Origin of the sequence: Planctomyces sp. SH-PL14 (assembly GCF_001610835.1) — a bacterium.
Lineage (GTDB): Bacteria > Planctomycetota > Planctomycetia > Planctomycetales > Planctomycetaceae > Planctomyces_A.
This window is the reverse complement of record NZ_CP011270.1, coordinates 2,835,267-2,853,345: the sequence shown is the minus strand read 5'-3', so window position 1 is coordinate 2,853,345 and position 18,079 is coordinate 2,835,267. Positions and strand designations below refer to the sequence as shown.

Sequence of the window (18,079 nt, the reverse complement as noted above, 5' to 3'; positions counted from 1 at the left end):
CGTGAAGTGACTCCGGGCCTCGCGCGCTGCCAGCTCAGAGCTTCCCTGTTTTCAGAAATTCGTGCCGGACCGGGACCGTCTTGGCCGTCCCGTCCTCGCCCCGGACGGTCATCGCCCCGGGGCCGAATTCGATCCGTCCGGCCGCGCCCGTCGCCGGGGCCGCTCCCTGGATGTAGTTGACGACGAACGGCTCCTCGCCGCTGAGGACATGGGCCGTCTTGACCCCCTGCTCGTTGAGAGCATTGGGGGTGACCGACGGAACGAGGCCGTCGGCAAAGTAGGCGCACACGTCTTCCAGCCCCAGGCACCGGTTCCGCCCGTCCCAGGGGGAGGCGTGCCGGCCGCGGTTCTCGATCCAGAAGACCGTCATCGGCAGAACCGCCGGGTCCTTCAGCGAGAACCACATCGACTTCGTCTCGCGGTTGAACGCGGTCACCCAGGCGGGGTTCGCCCCGTCCGGCTTGTTCGCCAGGGCGATGAGGTCGGCATACCCGGTCCGGTCCGGGAACGCGGTCAGATCGGCGTCGGAGGCGTCCTTGAACCGGACCGGAACCTTCCGCAGGTCCTCAAACGGCGCGTTGACGGCGAGAGCCTGGTACTCGCGGTTCGCCGGATCGCTGAAGACCCCCGGGTTCGTCCGGCCAAACCGGAACGGGCTGACGCGGATTTCGACCGACCGCGGCGTTTCGGGGAGGGCGAGCGTGGCGTGATGGGCCACGGGCGCCGGACCGCGGAACCCTTCCACGACGTGTTGCGTGTAGACCACATCCTCCCCGTCGACGAGCTGAATTCGCTTCGTGACCTTCCCCGGCCGAACCTTGGTTTCGAGCGCGAGCGTCAGCGTGTGCAGCCGCTTCCCGTCCGCCGTCGTTCCGTCGACCGAAGAGACGAACTGCCAGGGAGAACCGGCGACCTCGCCATGCGGCGGGTGCTTTTCGCCCTTGAAGGCCTCCGCGTTGCCGCCGAACGGCATGCAGAAGAAGTCCCCCCGCAGCGGGACGAGCACGGGGACGTCGAGCGTCCGCTTTTCCGTCTGCCACGGGCTGACGTAGTAGGGCTGGATCGGCTTCTCCGATGTCCGGTCGAACACGACCGGCGCCATGTGGCCTCCGACCTTCGTCACCGCGACTTCGACCCGGTCGCTCCGCAGGATCCAGCAGGGCTGTCCGGAACGGTCCTCGACCTGTTCCTCGCCTCGTAGAATGGCCGGGAGCAGGAGCGGAACCAGAGCGATCAGCCAGAACGTTCTCATGGCATCCTTTCGCGAGCGGGAAGGGATTTCGAACGAAAAGGGAACGACGGTGAGGGTCGATGACGGGTCGTGCCGAGTTTAGCGGTCGTTGACAGGGATGTCGTTCTTCCGGGAACAGTCGATCGTTCCGGAATGTTCGGAAAAGTCGCATCCGCCTCGTGACTATTTGCCGGCCCCGAAGGAATCACCCGGGAGCGCGATAGGCAAGCTCCATGGGCCGTTCGATAACACTCGGCAGGAGCATCCGGGCAGGAGCCGCCGTGTCGTGATGCCGCTCGGAACCCGAATGCCCTGGAACGCCTTTCCTCTCGCTCGCGCTCGGCTCGGCATCCGGGCGACGGTCGTGCTGCCGCTCGTGTGCGGCACGCTGGCCATCGCGATGCTCGGCCTGCACTGGATCGGGGAGAGCGAAAAGAGCCAGCGGGAGCGGCATCTGCAGACGCAGGCCTGGACCCTCGGCCGGACGCTGGCCGACGTCGCGTCCGCCGACGCCAACCGCGTGCTGCTGACGCGGCTCGCCGCCTCCTATGTGGCGGAGCCGGGCGTGCAGTCCGTCGTGATCGCGAACGGCAAACCTCCCGCCGTTCCCCTGACCGTCGCGATCGCCAACCAATCGGTCTGGACCGGCCGGTCGTTCTCCGAGATCCCCGAGCTCGCGGACTCGGCGGATGCGGCGGCCCGGGCGGCGGAGACGGGGCAGGCGGAGTTCCGCCGGATTCCTGGAACAATCGAGACGGTCGAGCTGCTTCTCCCCTTCGTCCGCCCCTTCGCGGAGGGACCGTCGACGCCGGGGCTGGTCGCGATCCGCATCGACGGCAGCCTGCTCAAGGCGGCCCATGACATCCGGACGCGGCGGCTGGGGCTGGCACTCCTGGGGGCGATCGGTCTCCTTTCGACCGGGGTCTACCTCCTCATCCGCCAGTCGGTCCTGCGTCCCGTGGAAGCGATGTCCCGCTTCGCGGACGAGATCGCGCTCGGCAACCGCGACGCGCGACTGAAGGTAGGGCGGCACGATGAACTCGGCCGGCTGGCGCGCCAGATCGATTCGCTGTTTCGCGAAGTCCTCCGCCGCGAGGAGCGGGAACGGGCGGCGCGGGCCGAGTCCCAGGCGGCGCGGCAGCGGACGGAATCGACGCTGGCGGAGCTCGGCTCGCTGAAGTACGCCCTCGACCAGCATGCGATCATCTCCGTCATCGACCAGTACGGCTACTTCACGCATACGAACAACAAGTTCTGCCAGCAGAGCGGGTATCGCCGGGAGCAGCTCGCGGGCATGACCCATCGCCTCCTCGACGCCGGGCCGGACGCGGACGCCCAGTGGGACGGGATCTGGCGGACCCTCGCTGAGGGGAACTGGCATGGAGAGATGTGCTGCCGCGCGGCGGACGGCAGCCTGTACTGGGTCGACAACACGATCGTCCCCTTCCGGGACGGCGAGGGGCGCGTCTCCCAGTACGTCGTGATGGGGACCGACATCACCCCCCGCAAGCGGGCCGAGCTGGAGATGGCCAACGAACGGGCCCTCCTGCTGGCCTTTGTCGAGCATGCGCCGGCGGCCATCGCCATGTTCGACCGGGACATGCGGTACCTGGCGGTCAGCGAGCGGTGGATCACCGACTACGGCCTCGAAGGCCGGGAGATCATCGGCCGGACGCACTACGAAGTCTTCCCGGAGCTGCCGGGACGCTGGCGGGAGGTGCACCAGCGATGCCTTGCCGGGGAGACGGTCACCAACCCGCTCGACATCTGGCGGCCGGACGACGCGGACTGCGACCAGATCCTGCACTGGGAAGTCCGTCCGTGGCGGCATGGCGACGGTTCGATCGCCGGCTTGATGATGTTCACCGAGGACCTGACCCAGCAGAAGCAGACCGAGGCGGCCCTGCGGGAGACCAAGGAGCAGTTCGAGCTGGCCCTCAGCGGCTCGAACGACGGGATCTGGGACTGGAGCGTCCTGTCCGGGAACGTTTTCTACTCGCGGCGGTTCAAGGAGCTGCTGGGGTACGCGGAAGACGAATTCGCTCATCGCTTCGAGTCATTCGATGAGCACGTTCACCCCGAGGACCGCCAGGAGGTGATGGACAAGCTCCAGCGGCACCTGGAGGAAGGGGATCAGTTCGACGCGGTCTGCCGGCTCCGGACGAAGCCTGGCCCGTTTCGCTGGTTCCGGTTCCGCGGCGAGGCGGTGCGGAACGATCAGGGACGGGCCCGGCGGATGGCCGGCTCTCTTTCCGACATCACTTCGCTCAAGGAGACCGAGGAACGGCTGCGGGAATCGGCCCGCATCGACCAGCTCACGAAGCTCCCCAACCGGGCGCTGTTCCTCGACCGGCTGTCCCAGCAGATGCAGCGGTCGGTCCGGACGGGGCACTTCGGCTATGCCGTCATGTTCCTGGACTTCGACCGCTTCAAGATCGTCAACGACAGCCTGGGGCATGACGCGGGGGACGAGCTCCTGGTCCAGATTGCGGCGCGGCTGCGGGAGCAGATCCGCGGCGTCGATTCCGTGAGCTGCCATCTCGACGAGTCGACGACCGCCCGGCTGGGAGGGGACGAGTTCGTCGTCCTGCTGACCGAACTCCGCACCCCGGACGACGCCCGGGTCGTGGCGGACCGGCTGATGGGAGCCCTGGCCCGGCCGTACGTGATCGGCGAGCACGAGGTCTACTCCACGGCGAGCATCGGGATCGTGGTCGGCTCGCCCCGCTACGACCGCCCCGAGGACGTCGTCCGCGACGCCGACACCGCCATGTACGAGGCGAAGCGGAACGGCAAGTCGCGATACGTCCTGTTCGACGCGTCGATGCACGAGCGGGTCCGGCGGCGGATGAGGCTGGAGTCGGACCTGCACCGCGCGATCGCGGAGAACCAGCTGTTCCTGGTATTCCAGCCGATCTACGACCTCCGCACCCGGTCGCTGGAGTCGGTGGAGGCCCTCGTTCGCTGGAAGCATCCCGATCAGGGGCTGATCTCGCCGGGGGAGTTCATTCCGGTCGCCGAGGAATCGTCGCTGATCCTGATGATCGGCGAGTGGGTCTTCCGCGAGGCGTGCCGACGGTTTGCCGAATGGCGGAAGATGCTGGGGCCGTGGGCTCCGCCGTCGATCAGCATCAATGTCTCGCGGAAGCAGTTTTCGCAGCGGGAGCTGCCGAACGTCGTTGCGTCCGCGCTGCAGACGTACGGTATCGAGCCGTCGCAGATCCATATTGAGGTGACGGAGGACTTCTTTGCGGGGGACATCAAGTCGGCCGTGCGGGCGATGAACGCGATCAAGGCGCTCGGCCTCAAGCTGTCGATCGACGATTTTGGGACGGGTTGCTCGTCGTTCGCCTCTCTGCACCAATTCCCGGTCGACACGCTCAAGATCGACCAGTCGCTGATCGGGGAGATCTCCCGCTCCGAGGACGCCGTGGCGATGATCCAGGGGCTGACGACGATTGCCCGGAGCATGGAGATCAAGGTGGTGGCGGAAGGGGTCGAGACGGCCGAGCAGGCGGCCAAGCTGCTTGAGCTGGGGTGCGATTATGCCCAGGGCTTTTATTTTGCCCGGCCGCTGACGAATGAGAATCTGATTGCGCTGCGACTCAAAGAGGTCCCGGTGGATGCGGCACTCCCCGAGGCGGGAGTCTCGTCATCCGTGCCGTCATAACTGCAGCCTCAACCGGGTCCAGGGGCACCCTGGTGGGGGATGCAAGGGGGTCACACCCCCTTGCCCGCCGGAGGCTTGTCTCGTCGGAGACCGTCGGAAGGAACACGTGTCCAAGCGCGAACAACGTGCCGGATGCCCTCTCACCAACCCGCGGTGAGCGCAAAAAGAGCGGCGCAGGGTGAGGGAGTCCACGCCGCGGGAAGTCCCGCCGGGGACGAAAGAACTCTCCTTCCACGGAACGCCATCTTAGCGGGCAAACGACTCAACGCCGGTTGCACAAAACAGACATCCGTTGTGTCCCACGGTTCCTCATGGAAGCGCCTCCGGCGGCAAGGGGGCGAGGCCCCCTTGACCCCAGCGGCCGTCGAACATTGGGTTTGAGCAATGGGAGCCGTGCCGGCAAGGGCGCGGTCCGAGCGTTCGGATCGACTGCGCGCCACGATCACGGTTCAGCGGGAGCCGATCTTCCACAGGTGCCCGTCACTCCGCACATAAATCGCACCATCGCTGATCGCCGGCGTGCAAAGAATGATCTCGCCAAAACCGTGGGTGTGAGCCACATCCCCCTTGTCGCCGGAGAGATTGACCACCTGGCCAAGCCCCTCCTCATTGAACACAAACAGGTGCCCCGCCGCCGCCACCGGGCTGCCGCTGAAGGGCCCCTTGAGACGAGTCTGCCACTTCTTCTCGCCGGTCTTCGGATCGAGACTCGTCAACACCCCGCTGCCAGCCACAAAGTAAAGCGATCCCTGATACAGGATCGGACTCCCCGTCCCCGGCGAGGCCCCTTCCGCCCGCCACAACATCTCCGGCACATCGCTCCCCGACGGCGTCGACCGCAGCGCCGTGATCCCGTGCGAAGGGACATAAGCCACCTGACCATCAACCACCAGAGACGGGATCGACGACGCCCCTTCGCTGTAGGTCCACTCCGGCTTCCCGGTCAGCGGATCGAGCGCCACCACGCCGGCGGTCGACTGAACCAGGACCCGGTCGCCACCCGTTTCCTTGCCCCGGAGAATCCCCGGCGAAGTCCAGTTGGCCCGCCGCGGCCGATCAATCTTCCACCTCGCTTTGCCCGTCGCGACATCCAGGCCGGTGGTGAACGACTCCGCGTCGCACTCGACCATGCAGACCAGCGTCTCCCCGACCACGATCGGCGACGACGACATCCCCAAACTGTTGCTGGCATTCGGAAAATCGCTCGTCAGCCCCCGATACCACTCGAGCTGCCCGTCCAGGTCGAGGCAGACCACGTCGTTACTCGAGAACGACGCAAAGATCCGCCGGCCGTCGCTGCAAGGGGTCGGAGCCGCATTACAGGTCTTGGGATGGGACGAGGTCCGGCCGGTCGCCCAGAACTGCCGCTCCCAGAGCCGCGACCCGGTCGCGGCATCAAAGCACAGAACATGCAGCCGTTCCTGCCGCACGCCCGATGACGCCGACACATAGACCCGGTTCCCGACAACAATCGGGCTCGACAGTCCCCGCCCCGGAAGATCGACCTTCCAGGCCAGGTTCTCGGTATCACTCCACTTCAGCGGAACCGCCTCGTCAACCGCCACGCCGGTGGCATCCGTCCCGCGAAACTGCCGCCAGTCTCCGGCAGCCGCCACGGCCGCGAGCCCCAACAGCCAAACCCCGACAGCCGCAACGGATTTCCTCATCGACAACCCTCTCCCGCAAGGAACGGTCGCGGCAAGTATAAGCGGGAAGCGATCCCTGGGCGACGCCCCCGCCGCCTCCTCTTGGCAACCTGCCCCACCGGACCACAACCGGCCGAGATCTCGCCCAAAAAATCAGTGAACCTGCGAGAGCGAGGATGCGTCCTTCCGGACGTGGGAGAACGCACGTTCGCAACATGTGACGACGGATCGTAAGTCCGAACGACCGACCCCAACACGGCAACAGCCAGCCGGTCCTCATCGCCAAGCGTCGCGTCAACGCATCGAAGAGCGTCCATACCACCGCCGTAAGGTGAGGGAATCTGCCGGAGGCTGCGGGAGGAAGTTGCAGGAGATCAATAGACAAACAGCGTAGGTTGACCCGATTTGGGACATCACCTACGCTCCCCCCACTCACCTCGGGGTGTGGCTCAGCTTGGCTAGAGCGCCTGGTTCGGGACCAGGAGGTCGCAGGTTCAAATCCTGTCACCCCGACTTACATTTCGTAACGACTCTTCCTCATCGACAGAGGGAACAGCCTCGGAGACCATCTCCGAGGCTTTTTCAATGGATCCGCGGGTTGTCGGACCACTGTACGGTTGGATCGGTGCCGGTGCGGATCCGATCGTGATGATCCCGCCTGCCAGCTGATTGAGAGTCCGCTTCGTCTTTTTGACCTGTTCGAACGACAGGTACATCCGAAGATCAACCAGATCGAACAGCCGCTTGACGGCCCCCTGGTTCTCGGCCTGCTCAATCAAATCCGGAAGGTTGTTCAGGAGATCCATTGCGCGTTGCACGGCGAGTTCGTGATCGCGCGGCGCCACTGACATCGCCGACAGAGCATCCTTCTTCTCTCTGAGACGCTCAAGCTCGGCACTGCGCTCGTCGAACACCCGCTGCATTGCCGCAAGCTGCTTGGCGTTGGTCGCCTCTGCCATGTTGCGTTCGATGACCGCGAGTTTCTCCTCGGCGGACGCCAGGTCCGACGTCACCTTCCGCAATTCGAGGACATGCGAAGGCTCGACAGCAGCCAGCGAAGCGAGTTTGGCTTCCAGTTTTGCCTTGAGCGCGCTTCTCGCCTCCGGATCCAGAAACTGCTGCCGGATTGCTGCGAGCCCGACCTGGGCGGCCTGGGCCCCCGGAATCCGATTGTGGCGACATTCAGCTCCGTCAGACTGCTGATACAGACCACACCGGTAGAAGTACCGGTCGCCATCAGCCGCCCGGTACATCGGCCAGCGGCATGCCATATCGAAGATCCGGGCCCCGAGCGGATTCTTCTCCGGATCGCGCGAGCGCGGCTTGCCGCGCTGGCTTCCGGCCCGCTTATCCAGAATCGCGTCCAAGCGATCTGCCTGCTCCTTCGGAAACAACGGTTCAAAGGCGGCCGGAGCGCTGATCCGCTCCTCCACGGGAACCTGGCAGACTTTGGGCTGGCCGTCCGCGCGCCGGTCTTCCTCTTCAACCGGCCGCGGTCCGCTCGGCGTCATCCGCCGACGGTCGCCCATGGCCCGGCGACCAAATATCACAATCGCTCGGGAGAGCGGATTCCTGGCGATGTTGGTAATCGTTGTCTGGTGCCAAACGCCTCTGACTTGGTGCGGGATTCCGTTGTCATGCCGCGTCCGCCCCGCATCCGGCGCTGGAATCCCCTCCGCGGTCAGAACCTTTGCGACCCGCAGCGCCGGCATCGTCTCCAACATGCTGGCGATGCGAAGAATCAGGCCGATCTCCTCCGGGGGGCCTGGCCGCCATTCCACATGGTGTCCTGCCTGTCGCACCTTCTCGCCGTCTACAAGCTGCCGTACCTCGTTGCCCGCTTCGTCAACCAAGAAGCGGCGGTAGCCGAACGGGGGGCGGCCGCCGGTCGAATGCCCCTTCTGGGCCAGGGCAAGCTTGGCCCAGATCATCCGTTCCGAGTGATCGTCTCGAAACTTCCCGCTCGCGTCGTACTCGACCAGGGCCGTGATCTGATCGCCGATATTCTCGCGGACTCCCCGCTTGAGCGGAGGCAGACTACGCTCTTGGAAGACCAACGTGATTCCAGCCGTCCGCAGTCGATGTTCGAGTTCGACTCCTTCGGCTGGACGATCCGGTCGGGCCAAGCGATCGCGGCGGGGAATGAAGACATGAGAGATCCCCGCGTCACGCTCAATCTCCGCGAACAGGGAATCAAGGCCATCGCGCTTGAGGACGTTTCCCGAGACACAGTTGTCAAAGAAAACGTCGCCCCGGCGGCACTGCCCTCGCTCGATGAGGGATCGGATCACTTCGGGGGTTCCGTTGAACTTCAAACCCAAGGCGCGCGCCTTGGCCGCAGCCCACTCGACATACTTGCCGGGGGTCATCTCATGCTGGCCGCCGCTGTCCCGTGAGTAGAACAGCGCTCGGCCAGCAGCTGGTCTGCTGAGCTTTTTCGACAATGTTCAGATCTCCCGGGTCTGTTGAAGCAAGAAGCCTGCGATGGCATCGATCAAGTCGTCGGTGAGGTCGACGTTGATCGCCGTCTTGAAACGAAGCGAGTCGTCCTCCGTGTTCCAAAGGATGTCGTTTCTCAGAACACACAACATGTGTGCTCCCAGCTCGTAAGCGGTGTTCTTCAGTTCGAACGTCTTCAATTCGCGCGCCAGTTCGTGCATTACCTCCGATGAGGACGGAAGCCCAGCGTCAATGTGGCATGGGATTCCACGCTCTTCCCAGAGCCGAAAACGAAGCATCACAGCCAGCCGGAGATAGATCTCCGCGGGAATGGAGAAGGTCTTGGTGACCGTCCCAGGGGGCAGGACCCGGTGGAGGTAAGTCACCATGGCGTCGACGTCCTGCCGTGCCAGAGCTTCGACGGCCTTTTCAAAGCCATCTGACGCCGGGGTTGCAGGAATCGTGGAAGGGCTCACGTGGCCGCTCCGTTGAATGAAGTGTGATCCCTCTTTTTGCCCTCGCCAGCGGAAGTCGAGAACCCCAAGTCGACCAATTTTGACGGATCTCACGAAACTTGATCGGCCCCCCTTTGGTCCCCGCTCTCCACGCCCGTTCGGGTGGCCCGTGATGGAAGGGCCGGAGACTTGGTCCCCGAAGGGATGAACTGCATGGCGATCAGGCGGCCCACCTGTCTAGCGAATTCTGCAGCCTCGGGGCTCAGCTGGCCCTCGTCAGATTTCGAGCGGTTCTCTCGTTCAGACACATTCTACTCCTTGTGTGTAGGAGGGGCCGTCGAAGATAACGGTTTCCCCTCCAAGGAGTTATGACGCGATTACGCCCGAAGTTTAGGCACCGCCGGCAGTGTCGCTGAGGAGGGACTGCATCGAGTGGACGGTGAGGCAGAAGTGTCGATTCCGCGGAGGCGTCTGGAACCGGTTGCTTCTCGGTCACAACGTTGGGCAGCACTTGGCCACTGATCCGACTGGGCGACTGCCATGTGTCTGCGCCTTCTCGAGCGGGTGAGTTTGGGAGACTGCCCCCCAGGGGGCGCGAGCAGATTTCATACAGCAGCGACGTTACGGATCAGCAAGACGCTTTGGGCCGGCACGGGACTTCGGAGGGCCCCCTGCCTTCATCACAACTGAGGAGCTACGCCGTGATCACCAATCGCCTTCCCCTTTCTTCTGAGCCTGTGTCCCCTATTCCAGTACTCATGTTGCATCGGTTGAGCACGGTAATTCACTCCGGCTCGGAAGTGCTGGATGGCTTTGCAGAACTCGAGGAATTGACGCGCCGTTACGAAAGCGGCCGTTTGGCATTCCACCGCCGGCTTCACCGGGGTACGTCGTTCGGCCCCGAATACCTCCCTTGGGAGCAGAGACTTCCCGAACTCAACGATGTCGAGATCGTGTCCATTGAGGGGCCGTCCCGCGTTACGCGTTCGGTGGTGGACTTTCAGTCGTTCGTGGAATGCCTGGAACGGCTGGACTTCGGCTTCTCTCTATGTCGCCTGTGCCTCGCTCCATCGACGACAATGACGATTCTCCGTCGTGGTAAAACAGCAGAGCATCCACATGGGCCGGCCCCTTGCTTCCCACATCGAATTCGCATCGGGGCTATCGGGCTGGAACTCTTCACCATTCCACTCCGGCCCATCGCATCGCCTCTTGCTGACAAGCGCGAGAGTTCGAACCTCGAACTAAATTCGAGAGAACAATGAGGTTGATTGGGCGCAGAACGACTTGTCCCATCGGAGTGTCTCGCACCGGATCACGAATCGCGATCGCAGCATCACGCGCTTGCGGATCTGTCGTGGGGTAAAGGATTGCTGCTGTCCCGTCTGCTCCACCCCCAATCGCGTAGACCGCAAGCTGGTAGAGCATGTGGGTCGGAAGGGGACTGTTCCAGAGGTCTCGATACTTGGCATCCAGCAAACGGACTACACGCCCTCGGCGTAGGATGGCGAGATCGGGACGAGGCGTTGGGCTTTGTCGGTTGCGGGGATTCTTCTCCCGGACATAGGACATCATCCCCTTCAGCCGGTGTTCGAACTCGACCTCGTACCCGGCCAAGTGCTCCTGCAGAAATCTCGACAGAATGGTCTGAAAGAACCGATTCATGTCAAAGAGGAAGCCGTTGATCCGAATGGTTTCGTTCTCTTCCGAGAGGGAGAGTCCTGCTCCATGGGCCAACAATCGGATCAGTTCGACGGCCGTCTCGTATGCGCGTGTTTGACGGCTTCGACCCCGTTCCCATTCCTCCATGAGGGGCCGATTCAGGGGAACGAGCGTCACGGCATCGCCCATCATGCTCATGAGACGCCGCATCTTGCTCCGCAGTTCCACGCTTGTCGCAAGCGATGCTGCCAGTTTCAGTCCCGCCCGCAGCAGTTGATTCGGAGCCCAGTCCGCCAAGCGTGGGAAGTGCGTGCAATGTAGCTTTGCAGATGTCTGCGCGGCCCGAGCATACGTCGCCAGATCAATCCGGCCGCGGGGACTCGACAGCCATTCGGTCTGTCGAGAGTAACAGCGAATGAGGCCGCTCTTGAGCAAGTTCTCTGCTTCGCGAGCAAGTTGCTCCACGAGAAGGTCCTGAAACGAATCGTCCTCGGTGGAGAAGGGCGTCGACATGAGTCGGGCCATCCGCGTCCCGCCGCAGGCATATCGCAACAGGGCCATCAGTGGCGTCCGGGGGATCTTCGGGTCGATGGTCACTTCGACGCTTCCGAACGACACCCGGCCGACGAATGCGAACGATCGAATTCGGGTCCCCTCCCGAAGCTCGTCGACTTCAAGCATCGGGCCGACATGCAGGGCGGCAATAGAGCGGGCTGCCAACGGCGTATCAGAGACAAAGACTCCCTCGAGCCTCGATCCACGAATAGGCCGGGCCTCATCCCACTCGGTCAGGCGAAGGCGAATTGGGGAGCTCACTGCGGCTCTCCGTCGTTGTCGTCGACTTCCGACGATTCGGTCTCGTCGGCTTCGAGTGCCTCCTTCGACGCCACAACGTCCGGGCAGAACGCCAGAAGGGCGTGGATCAGATCGGCCTTCCGCTCAGCGTCAAACACTTCGTGCCGAACCTGCTGCTTCTCTACATCGACCAAACCTGCCTGCAGGATGTTCTGGAGCACTTCAAAATCCTCGTAACAGTACTCCTCAAGCAGAGGGATGATGTCGTCTTGAACGATCCGAGAGAGCCTGGTGAATGTGTTAATGGGCTTCCCGCCTTCGAGGAGGTAGGAATGGCCGATCTGAAGATTGCGGGCGTCGCGGCCGATGTGCCTGCAGATGCGCGCGTTCAATTCTTGCAACCAAGGCGCGAGCGGGATCCCCTCAATGACAGTGTCGCGCAGTGTGTCATAGGCCGGCATCAATTCCACGAATCCGAACCGCCGCCGCAGGGCAGTGTCCAGCAACGCGATCGAGCGGTCGGCCGTGTTCATCGTTCCAATCAATCGGACATTCGGAGGAACCGAGAAGGCCGAACGTGACATTGGCAGCAAGACCTGCAACCCCCTCCGGCTCTTCTCTAAGAGCAGCAGTAACTCTCCGAATATCCTCGGAATGTCTCCGCGGTTAATCTCGTCGACGATGAGATAAAACATCCGCTTGGGAGCCTGCGCCGCCTCTTCGCACAGCCGACGAAAGATACCCGGCTTCACCACAAACCCGAGCGGTCCATCCGAGCCGCGGGGCTGCAACCCCTCGATGAAGTCTTCATAGCCGTATGCAGGGTGGAAACAACAGAAGCGGACGAGTCCGGACTGCTCCCCCTCTCCATCGACCTCGCGCCGCTGTTCCGGAGTCAGGTCCTCGTACGTCATTCCAAACGCGTCGCGGGCCGCTAGCTCTCGCGCAGTTGACTCCGCCCAATGCGTCTTTCCGGTCCCCGGAGGCCCGTACAGAATGACTTGCCCTTTGCGCTCGAGAGTCGACTGAATCCGCGCCCGAGTCCCAGTCAACTCGGGAAGCGGCGGCGGGATGGGGGCAACTGTTCCACCTCCAGCGAGGAGCTTTCGCTCCAATTCGACGATCGTCTTCGAATATTTGTCCAGTGAAGTTACGGAACGGCGCAGACCCGCCGGATCCGTCATCTTCCACTCGTCGAGACTCTGCCAGGTTGCCTTACGGCGGTTGGGGAATGGTTGCCCTTCAGCATGAAAGTAGTCTCCCTCAACGCGGGCGATTCCCAGCACAGTCGCACCATCCATTACCGCAACAATGTCCCGGGGGGCCATTTTGCTGATGAACATCCACAGCTGCCCGGCTTCGTTGCCGATCTGAGGGGCCCCCTTCTCATACGCGGCTGCAAGGAGGGGTTTCAGCTGCTCGCCTCCGCCGGATCCGCTGCGGAATCCGGAGAGATCCCCAAGCTTGCCCCAGCCCACCGCGACAACATTCTCGTCACGCATCATCTCCCAGCGGCTGCGTGGCTCGCTGCCCTCGCTTGATCCAATCCGCCAATATCGGAAGGGAGAGCCGTTCCGGCGATATAGGGCGGCCGTCGTCTGAAACATCGAAGTCTGGAGCTCCCGCATCAATTGCACAAAGTGCCAGGTGCAGACGTATCGGCCTTTCTCCTCCGGGGGCGTCATCAGCAGTCGGTGCAAGTGAAATTGCTGGTGTTCGACGCTGTGGATATCGTCGATCTTTGTTGTAAATAGGAGACTCAAGTATTTGTGCGTCCACCCCAACTGAGCGACGTCTGGAGCCGCCTCGTTGATTGATCGCTGCAACTCGAGATACGAGGAGAGCGGGGAGTCGACAGGAAGCGAGTCCATCAGCTGCACGCACGCCAGCAACTGGTCGCGCTGCCGACGGACATAGGCAATTGCGTCAGCTCGTGAAAGCACAGTCTGCTTCTGTGCCGATCCTGTGACCCACTCGCCGTTCTCCTTGCGCTGGAAGATGCCGAACTTGAGAGCGCTTCCGCCCCCGATCCCTCCGAAGATACCGGGAAACTCGGCGTCGTCCTTGAACTCCAGCCAGTACATCAGGGAGCCATGCGCATCGGATCGCCCGTGCATCCGCTCCAGAAGCGCATCGCCATCGAGCGAGCCCAGTTGCTGCGGGCCGAAGCGATCCCGAAAGGTGGCGAAGTACGCGTCCAGTTGCTCCGCCGAAGGAATCTCGCGGGAGTCGGCTACCTCGCCGAGGCATGTACGGACCTGCTCCAAGACCCGTTGATCAAACATTTCCTTAGAAGCTCCTGCTCCCAAACCCAGATCGCGCGACCCGCTCGACACGAAATCGGCCTCAGTCCGCGTTCATACTTGCCTCGACCGAACGCATCCACACTCTAGCCAATCGTCACCTCGGCTGCATTCACTCATTGACGCATGGGCCGTCAGTAGCGAGATGCAATGTGCGGCAAGGCCGAAGCGACGCTCGCACGTTTCGCTTCAATTCCGAGATCGTTGCGCGAATCCCTCTCGCCGAGTAAATTTCACGCTTCACTTGTCGGGCTGCGGCGACCAAGCTGCATCGTGACGCAGTCGCGGAAATGGGCGCGCGGTGCGCAAGAAAAAGGGACTGGTCCAAGACCAGTCCCACGGATTGAACCGTACGCGCCATAAGCCTTACTGTGACAGGGAGGCAAACGTCGCTCGGATACACTGCCGATATTCTTCCGTCGCTTGCCACCAAAGGCAACGGTGGTAGTCTGAAAATGTGGCCGGGCAATTCGCCGTTTCGCCTTTGCGAGTCAATCTCGCTCTCCGGCTGCACTTTGAAACCAGGACATTTCGTCATGCGCTACCGACTCGGACTCGACCTCGGTGTGAGCTCGCTCGGTTGGGCGGTCATCCAGCTCTCGAAGGGGAACACCCCAAAGCCGGTCAAGCTGGTCGCAACGGGCGTTCGGATCTTCGAAGCCGGAGTTGAGGGGGACGTCGAACAAGGCAAAGACAGCTCGCGAGGAGCAGAACGCCGTAACGCGCGCCAGCCCAGGCGTCAGCACTGGCGGAAGCAGCATCGCAAGCGAAACCTTTTCGTCTGGCTTCAGCAGATCGGGCTGCTGCCCAAGACCGTCCCCTACCCTCCGGAGTCGATGGATGGCAAACGGGGCGCGCTGTCGGACGTCCGCGACCAGGAGATCAAGGCCCTCGATGCGCAGCTCGGAAAGAAGCATCTCCCACAAGAGTTCGAACATGGCGACCGGGACGCCCTGATCGCCTATCAGAAGCTCCCGTACATTCTGCGAGCGAAGGGGGCCGACGGAGAGACGCTCGATCCGTTCGAGCTCGGTCGGGCGCTCTATCATCTGGTTCAGCGTCGAGGTTTTGCCAGCAACCGTAAAGGAAAACGAGACGCGGACGAAGAGGGCAAGGTTGCCGGCGGGATCAAGGCGACCAACGAGGCCCGCGGTGACCGGACTCTAGCCCAGTACGTTCGCGACTCGTTCACGCTCCGCCAGGGCCGGTTCGGATTCGAGAACGATGCCGGTCACTTCGGAGTCGAGAACGAACAGGACAAAAGCGGTCAGGTCGTCAAACGGTACACCGCTCGCGAAATGTACCGGGACGAGTTCAGGGCCATTCGCGCGGCCCAAGCCCCTCTCCATCCGCGGATCCCGGAATCCGACTGGGACCGCATTCAACGGATCCTCTTCTTCCAGCGTCCGCTCAAATCACACAGCCGGCTCATCGGCCGCTGCTCGCTCGAACCGGATCGTCGCCGCTGCACGATCGCCATCCCGCTGTTCCAGGAGTTCCGCGTTCTTCAGGCGGTCAACCATTTGCAAGCGGTCATTCCGGGCCAGGGGAAACGCTGCCTGGCCGACGAGGAGCGCCAGATCGTCCTCGGTGCTCTGCAGAACCAAGGCGAGATGGCCCTGTCGAAAGTCCGCACGCTCTTGAAGCTGCCCAAAGGGACGACGTTCACGCAGCAGGGCTTCGGTGAGGAAGAGGACCAGAAGCTCATTGGCCACCGCACCAACGCCAAGCTCGCTCCGATCTTCGGCGGGGAGCAATGGGAAGGGCTTTCGGATGACGAACGGGAGCGAGTTGCCCTCGAAGTCCTGCACTATCGCAAGCCCCAGGCGCTCCAGCGGCGAGCGAAAGCCAAGTGGAATCTCTCCGACGAGCAAGCGAAGAGGCTGGCCGACGCGTCGCTGGAGGAGGGCTACGGCAGCCTATCGCGGCAGGCCCTCGAAAAACTTCTGCCGCTGATGCGAAATGGCGCGCCCTATGCCACCGCCCGTCTGGCGGCCTATCCCGCCTCGCTCCAAGCGGGCACGGCTCATGACAAGCTCCCGCCGGTCCATCACTGGAACCGGGACATCCGCAATCCGGCCGTCATTCGCGCCCTGACCGAGCTGCGAAAAGTCGTCAACGCTCTGATCGACAACTACGGCAAGCCCGAGCAGGTGTTCATCGAGCTCGCCCGCGAGCTCAAGAACTCGCGCGATCGCCGCAAGCAGCTCTGGAAGGACAACGAAGACAACCGCAAGCGCCGCGAGCGGGCCGCCGACGAGATCGTCGCTCAGCTCAAGAACATCCCCCGCCCCTCCCGCGCCGATATCGAGAAATGGATGCTCGCCGTCGAGTGCGACTGGACCTGCCCCTACACTGGCCAGCGGATTGACGCCCAGTCGCTCCTGGGGCCGCATCCCAAGTTCGACGTCGAGCACATCTTCCCCCGCCGGTATCTCGACGATTCCTTCGGCAACAAGACGCTGTGCTTTGTCGACTTCAACCGCCATCAGAAGAAGGACCGTCTCCCGATCGACTGTCTGAGCCCGGACGAGTACGAGAAGACGCTCCAGCGCGTTCGGGCGTTCAAAGGCCCGCACGCCGAACGGAAGCTCGAGCGCTTCGAGATGCCCGCCGTCCCCGAAGGGTTCGTGACGCGGCATCTCAACGACACGCGGTACAACTCGCGTCTGGCGGCGCAGTATCTCGGCACGCTCTTTGGCGGCCGAAACGACCAGGAGCAGACGCAGCGGATCGTCACGCCGACCGGTGGCCTGACCTGGATGCTCCGCCGCGGCTGGCATCTCGACCGGGTGCTCAGCGAAAACGACGAGAAGAACCGTGAGGACCACCGTCACCACGCCATCGACGCCCTGATCGTCGCCCTCTCATCGCAGGACCGCATCCAGAAGCTCGCAAGTCTGGCGGAAGAAGGGGCCCGTCCCGGCGGACGCTTCAACGCCTTCCTCGATGGCCTCGAGCAGCCGTGGGACTCGTTCCTCGACGAAGCCCGTCAGTGCATCGGCAGCCTGTACGTCTCGCACCGTCCGACCCGCACCCTCGCCGGTCCGCTCCACGCGGAGACAAACTATTCGAAGCCATTCCAGGTCGGGGATGGCAAGAAGGCGAAGCCGGAGTTCCGCATCCGCAAGTCGCTCGACCGGCTGACCGAAAAGGAGATCGTTGGCGAACAGATCGTCGACGCCCGCGTCCGCCTCGCGGTCCAGCAGAAGTACCAGGAGCTCTGTGCCGCCGCCGTCAACAAGAGCGACAAAGTGCCGGCCAAGTTCTGGGCCGACAAGAACGGCAAGCCCGAGAATTTCCCGATGCTGAGGAAGGAGAACGGCAGCGGCCCCGGCAGCCCGATCTTCAAGGTCCGCCTCCGCACCGACAGCAAGCCCCGAACGGTTGGCCAGGGGGCCACCCAGCGTCAGATCGCCAGCGGGAAGGACTCGAACTACGCCTCAATGGTCTACACAGTTCTTAATGAGGAGGGCCAGGAGCTCTACTGGGCCCACGAAGTCATCACGCGGCTCGACGCGCACCTGACGCTCAATGCGAACCGGAAGACTCCGGGGGAGAAGGTCCTGATCCCCAAGACGACCGAGCAGCTTCAGTTCGCCTGGAAACTGAAGCCCGGCCAGACAGTGAAGTTCCTGTTCTCCCTGACGAAGAACGACAGCCTGTTGCTGACCGGTCCTGACGGCAAGGATGCCCTCTACAGGGTTCAGAAACTTTCCGATAACGAACTTCAGCTGTGCGAACACACGCAGCTCACCATTGCCAATCCCGATCGCACCACATGGAACCGACTGCAGAGCATCGACTCTCTCAGAAAACGCAGCACCAGAAAAGTGCGAGTCTCCCCAGTTGGGGAGATAACTTCTCACTGACCCGCT

At 63.0% G+C, this 18,079-nt stretch carries 8 protein-coding genes and 1 tRNA gene; 3 read left to right on the top strand and 6 right to left on the bottom strand.

Features of this window, described 5'->3' with window-relative positions; all coding sequences use genetic code 11:
• Positions 1–34: 34 nt before the first annotated feature.
• Positions 35–1,252 (bottom strand): hypothetical protein, encoded by a 1,218-nt coding sequence (locus VT03_RS11155; protein WP_075093054.1) that lies wholly within the window; start codon positions 1,250–1,252, stop codon positions 35–37.
• 286 nt (positions 1,253–1,538) lie between these two features.
• Here VT03_RS11155 and VT03_RS11150 point away from each other — a divergent pair, with 286 nt between their 5' ends.
• Complete coding sequence (locus VT03_RS11150) at positions 1,539–4,901, top strand: EAL domain-containing protein (protein ID WP_197489301.1); 3,363 nt, start codon at positions 1,539–1,541, stop codon at positions 4,899–4,901.
• Between the two features lie 449 nt (positions 4,902–5,350).
• Here the strand turns inward: VT03_RS11150 and VT03_RS11145 are convergent, their stop codons facing one another.
• Positions 5,351–6,568, bottom strand: coding sequence for a PQQ-binding-like beta-propeller repeat protein (locus tag VT03_RS11145; RefSeq protein WP_075093052.1), 1,218 nt, complete (start codon positions 6,566–6,568; stop codon positions 5,351–5,353).
• A gap of 417 nt (positions 6,569–6,985) precedes the next feature.
• Here VT03_RS11145 and VT03_RS11140 point away from each other — a divergent pair.
• A tRNA-Pro gene (locus VT03_RS11140) sits at positions 6,986–7,060 on the top strand.
• Here the strand turns inward: VT03_RS11140 and VT03_RS11135 are convergent.
• From VT03_RS11135 to VT03_RS11120, 4 genes are all read right to left on the bottom strand, one after another.
• Positions 7,042–8,991, bottom strand: coding sequence for a recombinase family protein (locus tag VT03_RS11135; RefSeq protein WP_156514420.1), 1,950 nt, complete (start codon positions 8,989–8,991; stop codon positions 7,042–7,044). The two genes, VT03_RS11140 and VT03_RS11135, sit on opposite strands and share 19 nt — an antisense overlap.
• A gap of 3 nt (positions 8,992–8,994) precedes the next feature.
• Positions 8,995–9,462: a hypothetical protein gene (locus VT03_RS11130; RefSeq protein WP_075093050.1), complete on the bottom strand. Its 468-nt coding sequence runs from the start codon at positions 9,460–9,462 to the stop codon at positions 8,995–8,997.
• Positions 9,463–10,620: 1,158 nt separating this feature from the next.
• The gene (locus tag VT03_RS11125) at positions 10,621–11,823 is read right to left on the bottom strand and encodes an McrC family protein (protein WP_156514419.1); all 1,203 of its coding nucleotides are present in this window, start codon (positions 11,821–11,823) and stop codon (positions 10,621–10,623) included.
• 92 nt (positions 11,824–11,915) lie between these two features.
• Positions 11,916–14,183, bottom strand: a complete 2,268-nt coding sequence (locus VT03_RS11120; RefSeq protein ID WP_075093048.1) for an AAA family ATPase — start codon at positions 14,181–14,183, stop codon at positions 11,916–11,918.
• Between the two features lie 554 nt (positions 14,184–14,737).
• Between VT03_RS11120 and cas9 the strand changes: the two genes are divergently transcribed.
• A complete protein-coding gene (cas9, locus tag VT03_RS11115) occupies positions 14,738–18,073 on the top strand; it encodes a type II CRISPR RNA-guided endonuclease Cas9 (RefSeq protein WP_075093047.1) in 3,336 nt (1,111 codons plus the stop codon).
• Positions 18,074–18,079 lie beyond the last annotated feature (6 nt).

What these genes read in the sequence shown, in the direction of transcription:
- VT03_RS11155 (WP_075093054.1), bottom strand. Translation starts at nt 1,252, where the DNA reads ATGAGAACGTTCTGGCTGATCGCTCTGGTTCCGCTCCTGCTCCCGGCC.
- VT03_RS11150 (WP_197489301.1), top strand. Translation starts at nt 1,539, where the DNA reads ATGCCCTGGAACGCCTTTCCTCTCGCTCGCGCTCGGCTCGGCATCCGG.
- VT03_RS11145 (WP_075093052.1), bottom strand. Translation starts at nt 6,568, where the DNA reads ATGAGGAAATCCGTTGCGGCTGTCGGGGTTTGGCTGTTGGGGCTCGCG.
- VT03_RS11120 (WP_075093048.1), bottom strand. Translation starts at nt 14,183, where the DNA reads ATGTTTGATCAACGGGTCTTGGAGCAGGTCCGTACATGCCTCGGCGAG.
- cas9 (WP_075093047.1), top strand. Translation starts at nt 14,738, where the DNA reads ATGCGCTACCGACTCGGACTCGACCTCGGTGTGAGCTCGCTCGGTTGG.